Genomic DNA, 17,693 nt, shown 5'->3' with positions numbered 1-17,693 from the left:
AAAAATTTTTCAAAAGTTATCCACAAGTTATTTAATTTTCTTTTTGATGTTTTCAATTTCTATACGTAAATTATCATCTGTTTCAAGCATGGATTTGATTTTTCCATGAGCGTGAATGACCGTTGTGTGGTCTTTACCACCAAACTCTTTTCCAATCTTAGGAAGGCTATTATCAGTCATTTCTCTGGCTAGGTACATAGCAACTTGACGGGCTAAAACGATATTTTGAACACGTCTAGTTCCTTTCATTTCCTTGACACTAACACCATAGAAGTTTCCAACTTCTGTTTGGATTTTATCAATTGGAATCACAATCATTTTGCTAACGTCTTGTTTACGAGCACGAATAGCTTCAGCGGCAATATCAACTGTGATATCGTTAATCTTTTTGACTTTGGCCATTAGGCTGATATCATTGAGTGCACCCTCGAGTTCTCGCACGTTAGAGTCAAATTGTCCAGCTAAATATTCGAGTGTATCATTCTGAAAATGATAATTGAGATGTTCAGTTTTACTCTGTAAAATTGCAATACGTGTTTCAAAATCAGGTGGTGTGATATCTGTCGTTAATCCCCACGAGAAGCGCGTGACCAGACGTTCAGGTAGACTCTCTAAATGTTCAGGCCTACGGTCACTCGTCAAAACAATCTGTTTATTATTATTGTGAAGGGCGTTAAATGTATTGAAAAACTCTTCCTGAGTCTGAACTTTCTTTCCACTAAGAGATTGAATATCATCAATGAGTAGGAGATCCAAACTACGATAAGTTTTTTTGAATTTTTCCATATCATTGAGTCTTAAATGCTCTAGGAATTCATTAATGAAGCTTTCAGCAGGTATGTATTTAACACGCGCATTCGGGCTCTTTTTTAGAATTTCATTACCAAGGGCATTTAGTAGGTGGGTTTTTCCAAGACCAGGCCCTCCATAGATAAATAGAGGATTATAAGTTAGTCCAGGATCTTCAGAAACTGCTAAAGCTGCGGACTTAGCCCAAACATTACCATTTCCTTGAACAAAATTATCGAAAGTATACTTTTCCTTGAGTCCAGTTTCAGAATATGGAATAGTGGATGGAATTGGTTGATAATCGTTGCCAGGTTCAGACTCGAAAGCTACTTGTGAGCTAGCTTCTTCAACTTTCGTGAAGATATAATGAGCTTTTATTTCAGTATCATAGATTTCAAAACCTGCTGCTAAAAGCATCCCATTGATATTTCTTTCCCAGAATATCTGCATTTCATCGCGGGGTAAGAAAATCGTTGCAGTATTTTCTTCAACTTTAACCAGTTTTGCGTCTAAAATATAGAAATCATAAACTGACTGAGTTAATTTATCATGTGCAAGTTCTAAAAGACGATTCCAAAATTGTTTTTCCTTCAATGATTTCCTCCTCCTTTACTATAGAATTTAAAAGGTTTATTGATAGAATCATTTTACCATAGATAAGATTATTTTTCCACAACTTGTGGAAAACAAGTAACAATGTTTTTAAATGTTATCCACAAAATGTGGAAAACTAAGAAAAATTCTGAAATACTGGGCTTTTAAAAACTAAAATGCAGTGGATAACCATGTTAGTTAAGAATAATAAAATAACAGCCTTATTTCAGGCTGTTAATAAATTGTTGGTATTCTTCTTGGTTATGGAAGGAAATTGAGATTTTACCGCTATCTTTTTTTTGAAGGCTAATCTTAACATCTAATCCAAGTATTTTTTTCAATTTTTGTTCTTCCTCTTTGACAAAGTAATCTTTTTCTTTTTTGCTGATCTTCTTTGTTTTTTGTAGTATTTGTTCAACTTGTCGAACAGAGAGATTTTCAGTTTGAATACGATTCAAGAGTTTATCTTGTTTATCACTTGATAATTGAATGAGGAGTCTAGCATGAGCCTGGGAAAGCTTCCCACTTTCAACTTCTGTTAGGATATGTTTAGGTAGCCCTAACAATCGAACTAAGTTTGTAATATAAGGTCGAGATTTCCCCATTTTTTCAGCAATTTCTGTGTGGGTAAAACCTTTATCGATTAAGGACTGGTATGCTTTAGCTTCTTCGATAGGATTTAAATTTTCGCGTTGGAGATTTTCAATGATGGAATGAAGCATCATATCTTGATCAGAAAGTTGCTTAATAATTACTGGAATTTCTGAAAGTCCGGCAGCTATTGAAGCGCGATACCGTCTTTCTCCAGCTAGAATTTCATATCCAAGTACTGGAGATTTTCTAACGATAATTGGCTGAATCAAGCCGTTTTCCTTAATGGATTGTGCCAACTCTTGTATTTTTTCTTCTGAAAATTCTTTACGAGGTTGATAGGGATTTTTTTGAATATCCTTTATTTGAACAATTTTAAATTCTTCCATAATTCTACATTATCATAACTTAGATATTCTGTAAAGCAACTTTACATATCTGTAAACTATTGTTCCAAATCACTAGTACTCTTATCTAATTTAATGGTAGTTGTTTCTTCTTTACCATTACGGTAGTATGTAATGGTCATGCTATCTCCGATAGAATGACTATATAGAGCACTTTGTAATTCAGTAGTTGAAGAAATAGCTTTATCATCTACTTTTGTAATGACGTCATATTGTTGTAGATGTCCATTGGCAGGCATACTAGTTATAACAGAACGAACAACTACTCCTGCAGTGACACTTGATGGTACATTCAATCTTTGTAAATCACTGCTACTAAGATTTGAAAGGTTGACCATTTGAATGCCCAAGGCTGGTCGAGTGACTTTTCCATTCTTTTCTAATTGATTGATAATATTGATGGCATCGTTTGAAGGAATCGCAAATCCAAGTCCTTCTACAGAAGTTCCACCGTTTGTGGCTATTTTACTAGATGTAATTCCGATTACTTGTCCCTGAATATTGATTAAGGGACCGCCAGAGTTTCCAGGGTTGATGGCTGTATCTGTTTGGATAGCTTTTGTAGAGATAGCTTGTCCATCTTCAGATTTTAAAGAAACATTTCTATTCAAACTTGACACGATACCTTGTGTAACGGTATTGGCGTACTCAGAACCTAGAGGGCTTCCGATTGCAATGGCAGTCTCTCCGACTGTTAGTTGATCAGAATCACCAAATTCAGCTACGGTAGTCACCTTATCTGCAGCAATTTTTACAACTGCAATGTCAGAATAAGTATCAGAACCGACAATTTCACCTGGAACTTTAGTTCCGTCAGCTAAACGAATATCTACTTTTTTAGCTCCACTGATAACGTGAGTATTGGTTACGAGGTAAGCAAAGTTACCTTCTTTTTTATAAATAACTCCAGAACCTTCACTCGATACTTGCTCAGTATTTGTATCTGTATCAGTTTCTGCAGATCCAAATAAACTATTTTGGGAGTTTGCAGAGTAAGTAATGACAGATACCACAGCATCTTTAACTTTATCGACTGCCTGTGTAGTTGAGTTTTCATTTTTTACAGCTGTTTTGCTGACAGTGGTGGTATTTGTTGGACTAGTGTTTTGTTTTTGACTTAGTTGCAATGTCGTAAAACTACCTAAAACACCACTAAAAAAGCTAATGAGAATGACTAATAAAAGTTGTCCCCATTTTTTGGAACTAGTTTGTAAGTTTTTCATAGAAGCCTCCATGTTTTTTTAATCAATGAAAGTATAAAATAGCTAGCTTAATCCAAGCTTAAAGAAAGAAAGTTTTTCACAACTTGTGGATAACTTTCAAAAACCTGTGAATTTATTGAATTTTTTCAAAATCTTCTCTGTGAATAAGATGTGAAATTGAGTGTGAATATGTTAGAATAGAAGAATGAAAATTAAAGTGGTAACAGTTGGAAAACTGAAAGAAAAATATCTCAAAGATGGCATAGCTGAATATTCCAAAAGGATTTCACGCTTTGCTAATTTAGAAATGATTGAGTTGGCTGATGAAAAAACACCAGATCGGGCTAGCGAATCTGAAAATCAAAAGATTTTGGAGTTGGAAGGGAACCGCATTCTTTCTAAAGTAGGAGATCGTGATTTTGTAGTTGTTTTAGCTATTGAAGGAACAACTTTTTCTTCTGAAGAATTCAGCAAGCAGCTTGAAAGAGCCTCTATTAATGGATTTTCTACAATCACTTTTATCATTGGTGGGAGTTTAGGACTCTCTCCAGAGGTGAAAAAGAGAGCCAATCTTTCTGTTAGTTTTGGGAGATTAACGCTTCCTCATCAACTGATGAGACTAGTCTTAGTAGAACAAATCTATAGAGCATTTTCGATTCAACAAGGATCACCCTATCACAAATAGATGATTGACTAAGCTAGCTTTTTTTGATAAGATAGATAGGTAAGGTCTCATAGCTCAGCTGGATAGAGCATTCGCCTTCTAAGCGAACGGTCGCAGGTTCGAATCCTGCTGGGATCAGTGTTAAATCGTAAGCTGGGAAAAAATCCCAGCTTTTTTTGTAAAAATTTGACATTTCAGAAGAAAATTTGAGCATTTGAGAGATAATTCTCCATAGGAATCGTAGATTTTATATAATATTTTTGTAAGTTAATTTACAAGAAAAACATTATAGGAGTTTATATTATGAAAAAGAATACAGATTTTGCTCAGATGAAAGATTTTCAACAATTGAACGAAAAAGAACTGCAGGAAATCAGAGGTGGGGAATGGAGACCTCCATATACAATAAATAATTTTCTTTTTCCAAAAAGAAAGTAAGTAAAAATAAAGGTGGGAAATAATGAATTTATTCGGATTAGTAATTGCTATTGTTTATGTTTTTATTATTAGTAAAATTCATGAATGGGTTTGTAAAGCAACTAGAAAAGACCAATATTTTTTTAGTCTTTATATATTTCTAATACCATTAGTATTGGAAATAATTCTCTATTTCTTGAAATTAGATAGTTTTAGTTTGTCTAAATTTTTATTTCCTTTCCTCCTATTTGGTTACTTTGTTGGATTTAAGAAGTATGAGAAATCTAAGGGAATTTTTATAAGTCTATTATTTTCTCTCTTATATCATTCTACTAATAACTTTTTATCGGTAACCTTATCATCTATTACAGGAGATGAGTTTGCATTGAAGTATAACAATTATTTTTCTCTATTTATCCTGATCTTAACTTATTTGGTTATTAAAGTTGTTGTGTCTTATTTCCATCTCGAATTTAAATATTTTGATAAAGACTATCTATATCCTTTTCTGAAGAAAGTGCTCTTTGCATTTATTTTTCTACACGTTGTCTCTTTCACTTCAGATATTGTGAGTACGATTCGTCACTTAAATGGTTTTGGAAGTATTTTATCATCCATTGTTTTTGTTGGCCTACTTTTGACCTTCTTTTCCATGAATTCTCACAAAGTTCAGATAGAAAAAGAAATCGAATTGGAACAAAAGAAGTTTGAGCAAAAACACTTACAAACTTACACGGATGAGATTGTTGCCTTATATAATGAGATTCGTGGTTTTCGCCATGATTATACAGGCATGCTTGTCAGCTTAAGAATGGCGATCGAAAGTAAAGATTTACAAGAAATTGACAGAGTTTACAGTGAAGTTCTTGTAAAGGCGAATCAAAAATTACGTTCAGACAAGTATACCTATTTCGATTTGAACAATATTGAGGATTCAGCACTTCGTAGTTTGATTGCTCAATCTATTGTCAATGCGAAAACTAATGATGTAGAGTACACATTAGAGGTAAAAGATATCATCACACCTTTGTCTATGGAATTATTAGACTTGGTGCGCGTGATGAGTGTTCTGCTAAATAATGCTGTTGAGGGGGCAGTTGATAGCTATCAAAAACAACTAGAGGTAGCTATCATCAAGTTGGATCTTGAAACTCTGGTTGTCATCCAAAACTCTTGTAAAAACAGAAGGGTAAAATCCGAAGATTTATTTGAATTAGGATTTTCAACCAAAGGAAGACATAGAGGACTTGGACTCAATAATGTTAAAGAAATTTTAGGAAAATATGACAATGTTATTTTAGAAACAGAAATTGATAATGATGTATTTAAACAAGTGATTAGATTTAAGAGGGAACTGATATGAAAGTATTAATTTTAGAAGATATTATAGAACACCAAGTAAGGTTGGAAACAACTCTGAATAAAATTTCTAAGGAAACAAATATTCCTATCTCCTATAAAACAACAGGAAAAGTGAGAGAGTTTATGGAATATGTAGAGCATGATGAAGTTAATCAGCTTTATTTTCTAGATATTGATATCAATGGGATTGAGAGAAAAGGATTTGAGGTTGCTCAATTTATTCGTCATCGCAATCCTTATGCCATTATTGTTTTTATTACAAGTCGATCTGAATTTGCTACCTTGACTTATAAATACAAAGTTTCAGCATTGGATTTCATTGATAAAGAAACCAGTGATCAAGTTTTTAAAAATAGAGTTGCCGACTGTGTGCTTTACACTAAAACTACTTTACTTGAAAACCAATCAGTCGTTGATTATTTTGATTATAGTTATAAAGGAAATGATCTTTGTATTCCTTATCATGATATTCTCTACATTGAGACAACTGGAACTTCTCATAAATTACGAATTGTAGGTAAGAATTTTGCAAAAGAATTTTATGGAACAATGACAGATATTCAAGAAAAGGATAAGGAAACCCAACGTTTTTATCTAGCTCACAAGTCATTTTTAGTCAATATCGGTAATGTGAGAGAAATTGATCGTAAAAAAATGGAAGTTATATTTTATGAAGATCATCGTTGCCCTATCTCTCGCCTAAAAACTAAAAAATTGAGAGAACTAATGGCTAAAAACCAAAAAAAGTAATTGACAATTTTTGATAAATTGATATAATGGTTATATCTGCTACAGGTAGAGGGTCCGTTGGTTAAGAAATCGTCTTTTCATAGCGGTAACACGGGTTCGAATTCCGTACGGACTATTTAATCCGCCATAGCTCAGTTGGTAGTAGCGCATGACTGTTAATCATGATGTCGTAGGTTCGAGTCCTACTGGCGGAGTCAGATGAAAGGAACACTAATTTGGTGTTCCTTTTTTTGATTCGTTGTCCGATGTAATGAGGGGAGGCATACCTAACATACGGATAGATAATGATTTGTGTCCGAAAATAAAACTAAGGAAATTGTATTGCCTTAGCCTAATAAGAATAACAAAATAGGCTCCATAATAATCATAGGGGGTGATTTCCTATAAATATTATAGAGCTTTTTTATTAATTTGTATCCCTTAACATTTTCATTAAAAAGTCCGTAATTTCTTGTGGACTTTCTTTTTTTCCATGGGCAATCCAGGTTTGACAGACTCCAAAGAGAGCATTTGTCAGGTAGACGCTACTGTATTCTAATTCTATTTCATTTAGTTTGAGTTGCATAAAACGTTTTTGAAGGTCTGTGCTCAGTAGGATGTGAAGTTTATTTCTCAAGAAATTTTGAATTTCCTTGGTTCCATTTTCAGATAAAAGAGCTGCTAGAAGTGGTTCTGATTCTAAGTATTCAAATACTTCTAGAATAGCATCTCGTTTATGATTAGCATGTTTTTGAAAGATATATTCGAAGGTATGAAATAGTTTACTTTGGTAATGTTCAATCATATCGTATTTATCTTTGTAATGAGTATAGAAACTGGAGCGGCTGATTCCAGCTTTTTGTGCTAATTTAACAGTTGTAATCTGATCGAATGGTTGTTCCATCAATAATTCTACCATGGCATTTTCGATAATACGCTTGGTTTTTAATCGTTTATTACTTTCTTGCATGTTCCCTCCAGATGAACATTTTTAGACAATGTGTTCAAAAATAGATTTTTTATCTTGTCTTTTTAATTTTTTTATGTATAATCTATTATATCAAAAATTTAGACAAGTAGTTTAAAAAAGGAGACAATATGTTTAAAGAATGGAAAGCAATCTTTAAAAAACCTACATTTATTATTGTCATGATAGGAATTTCCTTAATTCCAGCTCTTTACAATATCATTTTCTTATCCTCAATGTGGGATCCATATGGTAAACTTTCGGAGTTACCTGTAGCAATTGTTAATAAGGATCAAGCTGCTACTTATAATGATGAAAAACTCACTATTGGTGAAGACATGGTGTCTAATTTGAAAGATAGTAATAGCCTGGATTTTCATTTTGTAGATGAAGGTGAGGGAGAAAGAGGACTGCGGGATGGAGATTATTACATGGTTGTAACGTTGCCAAGTAATCTTTCTGAGAAAGCTTCTTCTATCCTTACAAATCATCCTGAACAGATGACGATTGACTATCAGACATCAAGTGGTCATAGTTTTATTGCAAGTAAGATGAGTGATTCTACCATGACACAAATCAAACAGACTGTGGCTACTAATGTTACTCAATCTTATACCAAAGCTTTATTTGAGAAGATGGGTGATTTAAAACTTGGTTTATCTCAAGCTGCAAATGCAAGTTTACAGTTGGCTGATGGTTCGAATCAGCTTTCTGATGGGAGTCAAACCTTAACGACTAATCTTCAAACCTTAGCTCAATCGAGTTTCACATTTTCTAATGGTGCTGATCAATTATCTACAGGTTTAGGAACCTATACAGCTGGTGTAAATCAGTTAAATCTTGGTCTTGGTAATTTTAATACTGGTTTAAATCAATATACCAGCGCTATTTCACAAATCGACAATGGATTAAACCAACTGAATTCACAGACACCGGCACTGGTATCAGGATTGACTCAACTTGATTCAGGCACACAAGCCTATACAGGTGGTGTTTCTCAATTAAATTCAGGATTAAATCAATTTTCACTTGGTATTGATACTTATACAAATGGAGTTCAAAGTCTATCATCAGGTGCAAATCAGATTTCTAAACAATCAGAGACCTTGCGTACAGGACTTACCCAACTTAATCAAGGAATTCAAGAACTTTCTACTCAATTAGATGGGACAACCCAACAAAAAGATCAGATTAAACAATTAGCAACTAGTTTAGAGCAATTGAATCAAGTTATTCAAACGTCAGACACAAGAGACATAACAGAGTTAACAACTCAGTTTTCTAGCAGTCTATCAACCATTGCCAATTCAGCACAAAGCATCATTACTTCAAATCAAGCTGAAAAAGAAACTACTTTGTCAGCTATTCAATCTACTAGTGCTTATCAAAGCCTAACTCCTGACCAACAAGCAGAGATAACTTCTGTTGTTTCTAATTCATCATCTTCTACTAGTGACTCAGCACGAACAATTTTAACCACAGTTCAAACGTTACAATATTCTTTAGAGAATGTAAATAGTCAAGTAAATAGTCTTAGTAGCTTAAAAACAAGTTCAGCGCAATTGTTACCAACTACTACTGCCACCTTGACAAGTTTGTCAAGTGGATTAACAAAAGTACAGACAGCAATTGATGGTCAATTATTGCCAGCTAGGCAAACTCTTGCATCTGGTATTGACAACTACACAAAATCAGTAGACCAAGTAGTTTTAGGAGCAAGTCAGTTGAGTTCGAAAAATTCGAACTTGACAGGAAGTTTCAATAAGTTGCTACAAGGTTCTAATCAGTTGACAGAAAAATCTTCTACATTGACAGGTGCTACTGCTAAGTTAGCAGAGAATGCACCAGAATTAGCAACAGGAATTGATAAACTTACATCAGGTGTCAACCAAGTAAATAATAAAACATCAGATTTAACCGCTGGATTTAATCAATTACAAGCGGGCTCTCAACAATTAGCTGATAAATCAGACCAGCTAGTTTCTGGTGCAAATCAACTATCTAATGGTTCTGAAAAAATAGCTAGTGGAGCAGATCAACTTGCTCAAGGATCAGAAATTTTACAATCAGGACTTGGAAAATTAAGTGATGGTTCAAGTCAATTAAATCAAGGTTTGACAGAGGCTGAGGGGCAATTGAAACAGGCTTCAACTGAACCAATAAATGCAGATTTACTAGCTGATCCTCTAAGTCTTTCAAAAACTGATAAGGATCAAGTAGCAGTTAATGGAATTGCCATGGCTCCATATATGATATCAGTTGCTCTTTTTGTTGCTGCTATTTCAACTAATATGATTTTTGCTAAATTGCCTTCTGGGCGCCATCCAGAAAGTCGCTGGGCTTGGTTTAAGTCTCGCTTTGAAATTAACGGTATCATTGCTGGTTTGGCAGGAGTATTAGTTTATGGTGGAGTACATTTAATCGGACTGACTGCAGTTCACGAATTCAAGACCTTTGCTTTGATTATTTTAACCAGTCTTGCTTTCATGGCGATGGTAACAGCATTGACAACCTGGAATTCTCGCCTAGGCGCCTTCTTCTCCTTAATTTTATTACTCCTTCAATTAGCATCAAGTGCAGGAACTTATCCTTTAGCTTTGACGAATCAATTCTTTAAAACTATTAATCCATGGCTACCTATGAGTTATTCAGTTTCAGGTCTACGACAAACCATTTCTATGACAGGTAATATTCATAGTCAGATTATTTTCCTTATCTTTACAATAATGATTTTTGTTGCTTTAGGAATGCTTTCCTACCAACCTAAAAAAGTTGAAGAAGATTAAAAACTATCGACCAATTCGGTCGATAGTTTTTTTATCTAGAATATTTTTTTCTTTTAAAATCGTAAAAGATAAAGACAATAATGGCTATAAGAGAACAACTTGCACCAGCAATAAATCCTTTTGGTATAAAGGAAAGGGTAATAGTTCCTTCACCTTCAGGAACATCAACTTTCATAAATCCAGTTTGTGCCTGTTGAATTTGTAATTTTTTACCATTTTGATAAGCAGACCATCCTTGGTCATAAGGAATTGTGAAAAAGATCGATGTTTCATTCTTTACCTTATAATTTACAATGACTTTATTTTTATATGATTGCACTTCTACTGGATTTTCTTTTATTTTAGCAATTGCCTCCGTATACTTTTTAGTATCTAATAGATAGAAAGTTGGAGATTCAAATGATACTTGAGCATTTCCTGGGAACTTAACTTGGATATCAAAAGTTTGTTTATGGTCTGTATACCCAAGATTAAAAAATGTAAAAGCATTATCTGTGGTAAAGGATTTTTTTTCACCATTGACAATGATGTCAACTTGCTTTTTCTTATCATTTGAAAAATTTAGCTTGGTCATGGAAAGGTAAACCTGACTATTATCAGGTACTTCAATGCTATAGCTGATAGTTGCATCTTCAGTATCAGTTCCGTTTAGATTGACCACGCTGTCACCAGAGTCTGTATGATGATTTATCGGATAAAAGTACTCTTCATTTAAGCCAGCAATGTGATTTAAAAATTGAGTTTGGTTATCAAGAGTATGGTCATTGAAATCGACATCTTTGTAAAGAGACTGCGTAGCAAAAGCAATTGGCAGAGCGAATTGATTTTTATAAAGGATTAGATTATCTTTTTGATAGCTTGGATGAAAACCGTATTTATCTGGATAGGTTTCAGAAATATTATAGCTGATTCCAAATAAACTATCTGCAATGATACTGTTATTTGCATAACGGAGATTAAGGTTGGTTCCTGAAGATTTAAACCCCAACTTATCTAAAGTTGTACTTGCAGAGCGATTACGAACAGATGAAAACTGGGAAATACCATTGTAGTTAAATTTCATGCTGTCATTTCCAGTCTGTGTCTGCAATTTTTCAGTTCGTGTAAATGTATCTGGTTGCTGTTTGATATACTCCAAAATAGCTTCCATACTTGGACTATCTTTGTCATAGGTGCTACGAGAAGCGAATCCCCATTCTTTTGAAATTCCATTGAATTGCGATGTTGCGTTCAAACTGACTTCACTTAGTATAAAGATCAGAATAAGGATTGAAAAGATTTTTGGTGAAATCATCTTTCGGATAAATGCCAGTAACAATAGCAAGTATACCACTAGAAATTCAATTGTTAAAAGGATATTTAAATTAGTTAAAAATGAATAATGGTTTTTAAAATAAATGGTTGCTAGATAACCAGCTAAAAGGAAGGTCATTGAGCAGAAAACGTTCCACAATTTTATATCTTTAACCCTATTTAAAACTTCTGCTGATATATAAATCAAAAGAGTGGAGAAAATCCACGCATAGCGATGAAGAAACATATTCGGTGCGTGCATTCCTTGCCAAAATAGATCTAGAACTTCAAGATAAAAACTAGCTATGATGATGATAAATAAAGTTGCGTAGCATAGTTTCACGTGAAACTTAATTGATTTTAATGTAAAGAATACAATTGTTAAGATGAAAGGAAGGAGGCCAACAAAAATCATAGGGATGGAACCATATTTAGTAGTATCGAAAGCACCAATGAATTGTTTAGCAAATATGTCTAGGTACCAACTAGCGTCTGTTTTTATTTTTGTAATAGCAGTTAGTTTTTCACCATGAGTTTTTAAATCAAACAAGGTTGGGAGTGTCATGATGAAACTTGTTAAACCAGCGAGTAAGGATGTTAGGAAAAAATCAAGGAAAGAATATTTGCGACTTTTAAAATCCCAGGAAAGTTGGCAAAAATACCAAACCACTAAAAACAGGGCAGTCATATAACCAAAATAGTAGTTTTGGATAAATAATATTGACAAATTTGTAAAGTATAAAATACGTTTTTTTTCTGTTATGAGTAGATGTAAACCAGTTAAAATTAAGGGAATTAAAATAAAAACATCTAACCAGGTTTTAATCTCAAGTTGACTAACTGTAAAGCTCATTAAAGCATATGAGGTAGATAGAGCTAATCGAAGTGGGGCTGGTATATTTTTAAATATTTTACTCAAGCTAAAAAAGGTTGACAGACCTATCAAGCCAAATTTCAACAAGGTTGACAGATAGACTGCATCTGGCATGCCTGATACATCAAAAAAATAAACAAGAGGAGATAGAAAACTACCAAGATAATAACTGGACAAGGCATAAAAATTGAGACCTAGACCACTGGTAAAGGTATAAAATAAACTACCACTTCCATGTAAAATATGACGGAGATTAAGATCAAAAATAACATATTGATGAAATCCATCCCCTAATAAAGGTGAAGTATCACTATTCCAGTAGATACCTTGAGAAAGATAGACTCCGAACATAATCACTAGGGGAATGATGAAAGAAATAAGATAGGTCCAATAGTTTCTGAAAAATGTTTTCATGTTACCTCATAGAATGTTAGAAAACTCAGTTGGTTAATCCAACTGAGTTTTAAAGTATTATTTAGTCTTTCCAAAGTTCTTTGACTTTTGCTTGTACTTCAGCATTTTCTAAGAATTCATCATAGGTTTCATCGATACGGTCGATTACACCATTTTTAGATAGGACAATAATGTGGTTAGCCAATGTTTGAATGAATTCATGGTCATGGCTGGCAAAGATGATAGATTCTTTGAAGTTTTTCAATCCATCGTTCAAACTTGAAATAGATTCCAAATCTAAGTGATTAGTAGGATCGTCAAGTACTAGAACATTTGATTTCAAAAGCATGAGTTTCGATAGCATCACGCGCACTTTTTCTCCACCTGACAAGACGTTTACAGGTTTGTTAACTTCGTCTCCAGAGAAGAGCATGCGACCAAGGAATCCACGTAAGAAGGTATTATCATCTTCTTCTTTACTTGCAAATTGGCGCAACCAGTCAAGAATAGATTCACCCCCAGCAAAATCAGCCGAATTGTCTTTTGGTAGGTAAGAGCGACTAGTTGTAACTCCCCATTTGACAGTTCCCTCATATTCAATTTCGCCCACGATTGCGCGAATTAAGGCAGTTGTTTGGATGTCGTTTTGTCCGATAAGAGCTGTCTTGTCACCTGGACGCAAGATAAAGCTGATGTTGTCAAGAATAGTTTCGCCATCAATCTTGACAGATAGATTTTCTACTGTCAAGAGATCATTACCAATTTCACGTTCGGCTTTAAAGTTGATAAATGGGTATTTACGACTAGATGGAATGATTTCTTCCAAGACAATCTTGTCAAGCATCTTTTTACGTGAAGTTGCTTGTTTAGATTTAGATGCGTTAGCAGAGAATCGAGCAACGAATTCTTGGAGTTGCTTAATTTTTTCTTCCGCCTTAGCATTACGGTCTGCTAACAATTTGGCAGCAAGCTCAGAAGATTCTTTCCAGAAATCGTAGTTTCCGACATAGAGTTTGATTTTTCCAAAGTCAAGGTCGGCCATGTGAGTACATACTTTGTTTAAGAAGTGACGGTCATGGGATACGACAATAACGGTGTTATCAAAGTCAATCAAGAAATCTTCTAACCAAGTAATAGATTGGATATCAAGACCGTTAGTTGGCTCGTCTAGAAGAAGAACATCTGGTTTACCAAACAAGGCTTTAGCAAGGAGAACTTTCACTTTATCTCCATTTGCTAGTTCACTCATATTTTGGTAATGAAGATCTTCAGGGATATTCAAGTTTTGCAAGAGTTGTGAAGCTTCACTTTCAGCTTCCCAGCCGCCTAGTTCAGCAAACTCTCCTTCAAGCTCAGCTGCACGAACCCCGTCTTCATCAGTAAAGTCTGCCTTCATATAGATAGCATCTTTTTCTTTCATGATGCTATATAGCTTTTCATTACCCATGATAACGACATCGATCGCACGCTCATCTTCGTAGTCAAAGTGATTTTGACGAAGAACAGAGAGACGTTCGTCTGGTCCAAGAGAGATATGACCAGTTGTCGGCTCAATATCACCAGCCAAGATTTTTAAAAATGTTGATTTACCTGCACCGTTAGCACCAATCAAACCATAGGTATTTCCTTCTGTAAATTTGATGTTGACATCATCAAAAAGTTTGCGGTCACTAAAACGTAGTGAGACATCAGATACTGTAAGCAATGTTTTTCTCCTATTATATATAATACTTTAATTCTACTAGAAAATCCCCAAATATTCAAATTTTTATTTGTCAATTTTTTGTAAATAAAGTTGACAGTTTCTTTACGATTGGATAGATATCCTAGATATAGTTTGATTTCAAAAATTATCTGTCTTTTTATCAAAAAAATGCTATAATTAAAAGGACCATATCAAAGGAGAATAAGATGAATAAACCCATTATTTTAACAGGAGATCGTCCAACTGGGAAATTACATATCGGACACTATGTAGGTAGCTTAAAAAATCGTGTTATCCTTCAAGAAGAAAATAAATATGACATGTTCGTTTTTTTGGCTGATCAGCAAGCCTTAACTGACCATGCAAAAGATCCACAAACAATTGTAGAATCTATCGGGAATGTTGCCTTGGACTATCTTGCAGTGGGATTGGATCCGAAGAAATCAACGATTTTCATCCAAAGTCAGATTCCAGAGTTGGCAGAGTTGTCTATGTATTACATGAATCTAGTGTCTTTGGCTCGTTTGGAACGAAACCCAACAGTCAAGACAGAAATTGCTCAGAAAGGCTTTGGAGAAAGCATTCCAACTGGATTTTTAGTTTATCCGGTTGCTCAAGCAGCAGATATCACAGCTTTCAAGGCTAATTATGTTCCTGTAGGTACAGACCAAAAACCGATGATTGAACAAACGCGTGAGATTGTGCGTTCTTTCAATCATTCCTACAACTGTGATGTTTTGGTAGAGCCAGAAGGGATTTATCCTGAAAATGAAGGAGCAGGTCGCTTACCTGGTCTTGATGGTAATGCTAAAATGTCTAAATCGCTAAATAATGGTATCTACTTATCAGATGATGCGGATACTTTACGTAAGAAAGTAATGAGTATGTATACAGATCCAGATCACATTCGTGTCGAGGATCCAGGTAAGATTGAAGGAAATATGGTCTTCCATTACTTAGATGTTTTCGGACGTCCTGAAGATTCTCTGGAAATTACTGACATGAAAGAGCATTATCAACGTGGAGGTCTTGGTGACGTTAAGACCAAGCGTTACCTGCTTGAAATTTTGGAAAGAGAACTTGGTCCTATTCGTGAACGTCGCCTTGAATATGCCAAAGATATGGGTGAAGTGTATAATATGCTTCAAAAAGGTAGTGAAAAAGCTCGAGAAGTTGCTGGCCAAACGCTATCAGAAGTAAAATCAGCAATGGGTCTAAATTACTTTCATTAATAGATAAAATACGAACTCTAAAACTATCTCTTCTTTAAAGTTAAAGGGATAGTTTTTTTACAGTATCTATTATCAATATAATTGACAAATTTTCATAGAATGGTATGATAGATACAATACAAAAAGCGTCAAGCTCAAAAAGAAAGAAAAGAGGAAACTTCAATGTCTAATTGGGACACTAAATTTTTGAAAAAAGGTTTTACCTTTGATGATGTATTGCTTATTCCAGCAGAGAGTCATGTATTGCCTAATGATGCGGATTTAACAACAAAATTGGCAGATAATTTGACTTTAAATATCCCAATTATTACAGCAGCCATGGATACTGTAACAGAAAGCCAAATGGCTATTGCTATTGCTCGTGCAGGTGGTCTTGGAGTTATCCATAAAAATATGTCAATTGCTCAACAAGCAGATGAAGTTCGTAAGGTAAAACGTTCTGAAAATGGTGTTATCATTGATCCATTCTTCTTGACTCCAGAGCATACAATTGCAGAAGCAGATGAACTCATGGGACGTTACCGTATCAGTGGTGTTCCAGTGGTTGAAACTCTTGAAAATCGTAAATTGGTTGGTATCCTAACAAATCGCGATCTTCGCTTTATTTCTGACTACAACCAACCAATTTCAAAACACATGACTAGCAAAAACTTGGTTACTGCACCAGTTGGTACAGATTTAAAAACAGCTGAGAGCATTCTTCAAGAACACCGTATTGAAAAACTACCTTTGGTTGATGAAGAAGGTCGTCTTTCTGGCTTGATCACAATCAAAGATATTGAAAAAGTAATTGAATTCCCAAATGCAGCAAAAGATGAGTTTGGTCGCCTTCTAGTTGCAGGTGCGGTAGGTGTTACTTCTGACACCTTTGAACGTGCAGAAGCCCTCTTTGAAGCGGGAGCAGATGCAATTGTCATCGATACTGCTCATGGTCACTCTGCAGGGGTTCTCCGTAAAATCGCTGAAATCCGTGCGCACTTCCCAGACCGTACATTGATTGCCGGAAATATCGCTACTGCTGAAGGAGCTCGTGCCCTTTATGACGCAGGAGTTGACGTTGTTAAAGTTGGTATTGGGCCAGGTTCAATCTGTACAACTCGTGTTATCGCAGGTGTCGGAGTTCCACAAGTTACAGCTATCTATGATGCAGCAGCAGTTGCGCGTGAATATGGCAAAACAATTATTGCCGACGGTGGAATCAAGTATTCTGGAGATATTGTTAAAGCTCTTGCTGCTGGTGGAAATGCAGTAATGCTTGGATCAATGTTTGCGGGAACTGATGAAGCTCCAGGTGAAACTGAAATTTTCCAAGGACGTAAGTTCAAGACATACCGCGGTATGGGTTCAATCGCTGCTATGAAGAAGGGTTCAAGCGACCGTTACTTCCAAGGTTCTGTCAATGAAGCAAACAAACTGGTTCCAGAAGGAATCGAAGGTCGTGTTGCTTATAAAGGTGCAGCAGCTGATATTGTCTTCCAAATGATTGGTGGTATCCGTTCTGGTATGGGTTACTGTGGTGCTGCTAACCTTAAAGAATTGCATGACAATGCTCAATTTATCGAAATGTCTGGTGCTGGTCTAAAAGAAAGCCATCCACACGATGTGCAAATCACAAATGAAGCACCAAACTACTCAATGTAATAAAAAAATCTCCTATTTGACAGGAGATTTTTGTTGTTTACAATATT

13 protein-coding genes and 2 tRNA genes are annotated in these 17,693 nt (G+C 34.9%); 9 read left to right on the top strand and 6 right to left on the bottom strand.

Features of this window, described 5'->3' with window-relative positions:
- Positions 1-27: 27 nt before the first annotated feature.
- The 3 genes from dnaA to ADF68_RS06395 form a co-directional block, all read right to left on the bottom strand.
- Positions 28-1,383: a chromosomal replication initiator protein DnaA gene (dnaA, locus tag ADF68_RS06405; RefSeq protein ID WP_049549102.1), complete on the bottom strand. Its 1,356-nt coding sequence runs from the start codon at positions 1,381-1,383 to the stop codon at positions 28-30.
- A 221-nt stretch (positions 1,384-1,604) separates the two neighbouring features.
- Complete coding sequence (locus ADF68_RS06400) at positions 1,605-2,363, bottom strand: ParB/RepB/Spo0J family partition protein (RefSeq protein WP_049549101.1); 759 nt, start codon at positions 2,361-2,363, stop codon at positions 1,605-1,607.
- Positions 2,364-2,419: 56 nt separating this feature from the next.
- Positions 2,420-3,604, bottom strand: a complete 1,185-nt coding sequence (locus ADF68_RS06395) for a S1C family serine protease (RefSeq protein ID WP_049549100.1) — start codon at positions 3,602-3,604, stop codon at positions 2,420-2,422.
- A gap of 184 nt (positions 3,605-3,788) precedes the next feature.
- Here ADF68_RS06395 and rlmH point away from each other — a divergent pair, with 184 nt between their 5' ends.
- The 6 genes from rlmH to ADF68_RS06370 all read left to right on the top strand — a co-directional run bounded on the left by rlmH (position 3,789) and on the right by ADF68_RS06370 (position 6,970).
- The gene (rlmH, locus tag ADF68_RS06390) at positions 3,789-4,268 is read left to right on the top strand and encodes a 23S rRNA (pseudouridine(1915)-N(3))-methyltransferase RlmH (RefSeq protein WP_049549099.1); all 480 of its coding nucleotides are present in this window, start codon (positions 3,789-3,791) and stop codon (positions 4,266-4,268) included.
- A gap of 43 nt (positions 4,269-4,311) precedes the next feature.
- Positions 4,312-4,385: transfer RNA gene (locus tag ADF68_RS06385), tRNA-Arg, on the top strand.
- A 165-nt stretch (positions 4,386-4,550) separates the two neighbouring features.
- Positions 4,551-4,685 carry a competence-stimulating peptide ComC gene (gene comC / locus ADF68_RS10915; protein WP_152901835.1) on the top strand — a complete coding sequence of 45 codons (135 nt, stop codon included), beginning with the start codon at positions 4,551-4,553 and terminating at the stop codon, positions 4,683-4,685.
- Between the two features lie 22 nt (positions 4,686-4,707).
- On the top strand, positions 4,708-6,027 hold the full coding sequence (comD, locus tag ADF68_RS06380) for a competence system sensor histidine kinase ComD (RefSeq protein ID WP_049549098.1): 1,320 nt from the start codon (positions 4,708-4,710) through the stop codon (positions 6,025-6,027).
- On the top strand, positions 6,024-6,776 hold the full coding sequence (gene comE / locus ADF68_RS06375) for a competence system response regulator transcription factor ComE (protein ID WP_049549097.1): 753 nt from the start codon (positions 6,024-6,026) through the stop codon (positions 6,774-6,776). Before comD ends, comE begins: the two co-directional genes overlap by 4 nt.
- 120 nt (positions 6,777-6,896) lie before the next feature.
- A tRNA-Asn gene (locus tag ADF68_RS06370) sits at positions 6,897-6,970 on the top strand.
- A gap of 212 nt (positions 6,971-7,182) precedes the next feature.
- Here the strand turns inward: ADF68_RS06370 and ADF68_RS06365 are convergent.
- Positions 7,183-7,725, bottom strand: coding sequence for a TetR/AcrR family transcriptional regulator (locus ADF68_RS06365; RefSeq protein ID WP_049549096.1), 543 nt, complete (start codon positions 7,723-7,725; stop codon positions 7,183-7,185).
- Between the two features lie 128 nt (positions 7,726-7,853).
- On the opposite strand from ADF68_RS06365, the gene ADF68_RS06360 reads away from it, so the two are divergent.
- Positions 7,854-10,508, top strand: coding sequence for a YhgE/Pip domain-containing protein (locus ADF68_RS06360; RefSeq protein WP_049549095.1), 2,655 nt, complete (start codon positions 7,854-7,856; stop codon positions 10,506-10,508).
- Positions 10,509-10,539: 31 nt separating this feature from the next.
- Here the strand turns inward: ADF68_RS06360 and ADF68_RS06355 are convergent, their stop codons facing one another.
- Complete coding sequence (locus ADF68_RS06355) at positions 10,540-13,089, bottom strand: YfhO family protein (RefSeq protein WP_049549094.1); 2,550 nt, start codon at positions 13,087-13,089, stop codon at positions 10,540-10,542.
- A 61-nt stretch (positions 13,090-13,150) separates the two neighbouring features.
- Positions 13,151-14,773: an ATP-binding cassette domain-containing protein gene (locus tag ADF68_RS06350; protein WP_049549093.1), complete on the bottom strand. Its 1,623-nt coding sequence runs from the start codon at positions 14,771-14,773 to the stop codon at positions 13,151-13,153.
- Between the two features lie 206 nt (positions 14,774-14,979).
- On the opposite strand from ADF68_RS06350, the gene trpS reads away from it, so the two are divergent.
- Positions 14,980-16,005 (top strand): tryptophan--tRNA ligase, encoded by a 1,026-nt coding sequence (gene trpS, locus ADF68_RS06345; protein WP_049549092.1) that lies wholly within the window; start codon positions 14,980-14,982, stop codon positions 16,003-16,005.
- Between the two features lie 162 nt (positions 16,006-16,167).
- Positions 16,168-17,646 carry an IMP dehydrogenase gene (gene guaB / locus ADF68_RS06340; protein WP_049549091.1) on the top strand — a complete coding sequence of 493 codons (1,479 nt, stop codon included), beginning with the start codon at positions 16,168-16,170 and terminating at the stop codon, positions 17,644-17,646.
- Positions 17,647-17,693: the final 47 nt, after the last annotated feature.

This window comes from Streptococcus pseudopneumoniae, assembly GCF_001068775.1.
Lineage (GTDB): Bacteria > Bacillota > Bacilli > Lactobacillales > Streptococcaceae > Streptococcus > Streptococcus pseudopneumoniae_N.
Note: the sequence above shows the minus strand (reverse complement) of the source record. Positions and strands in the feature narration are given on the sequence as shown.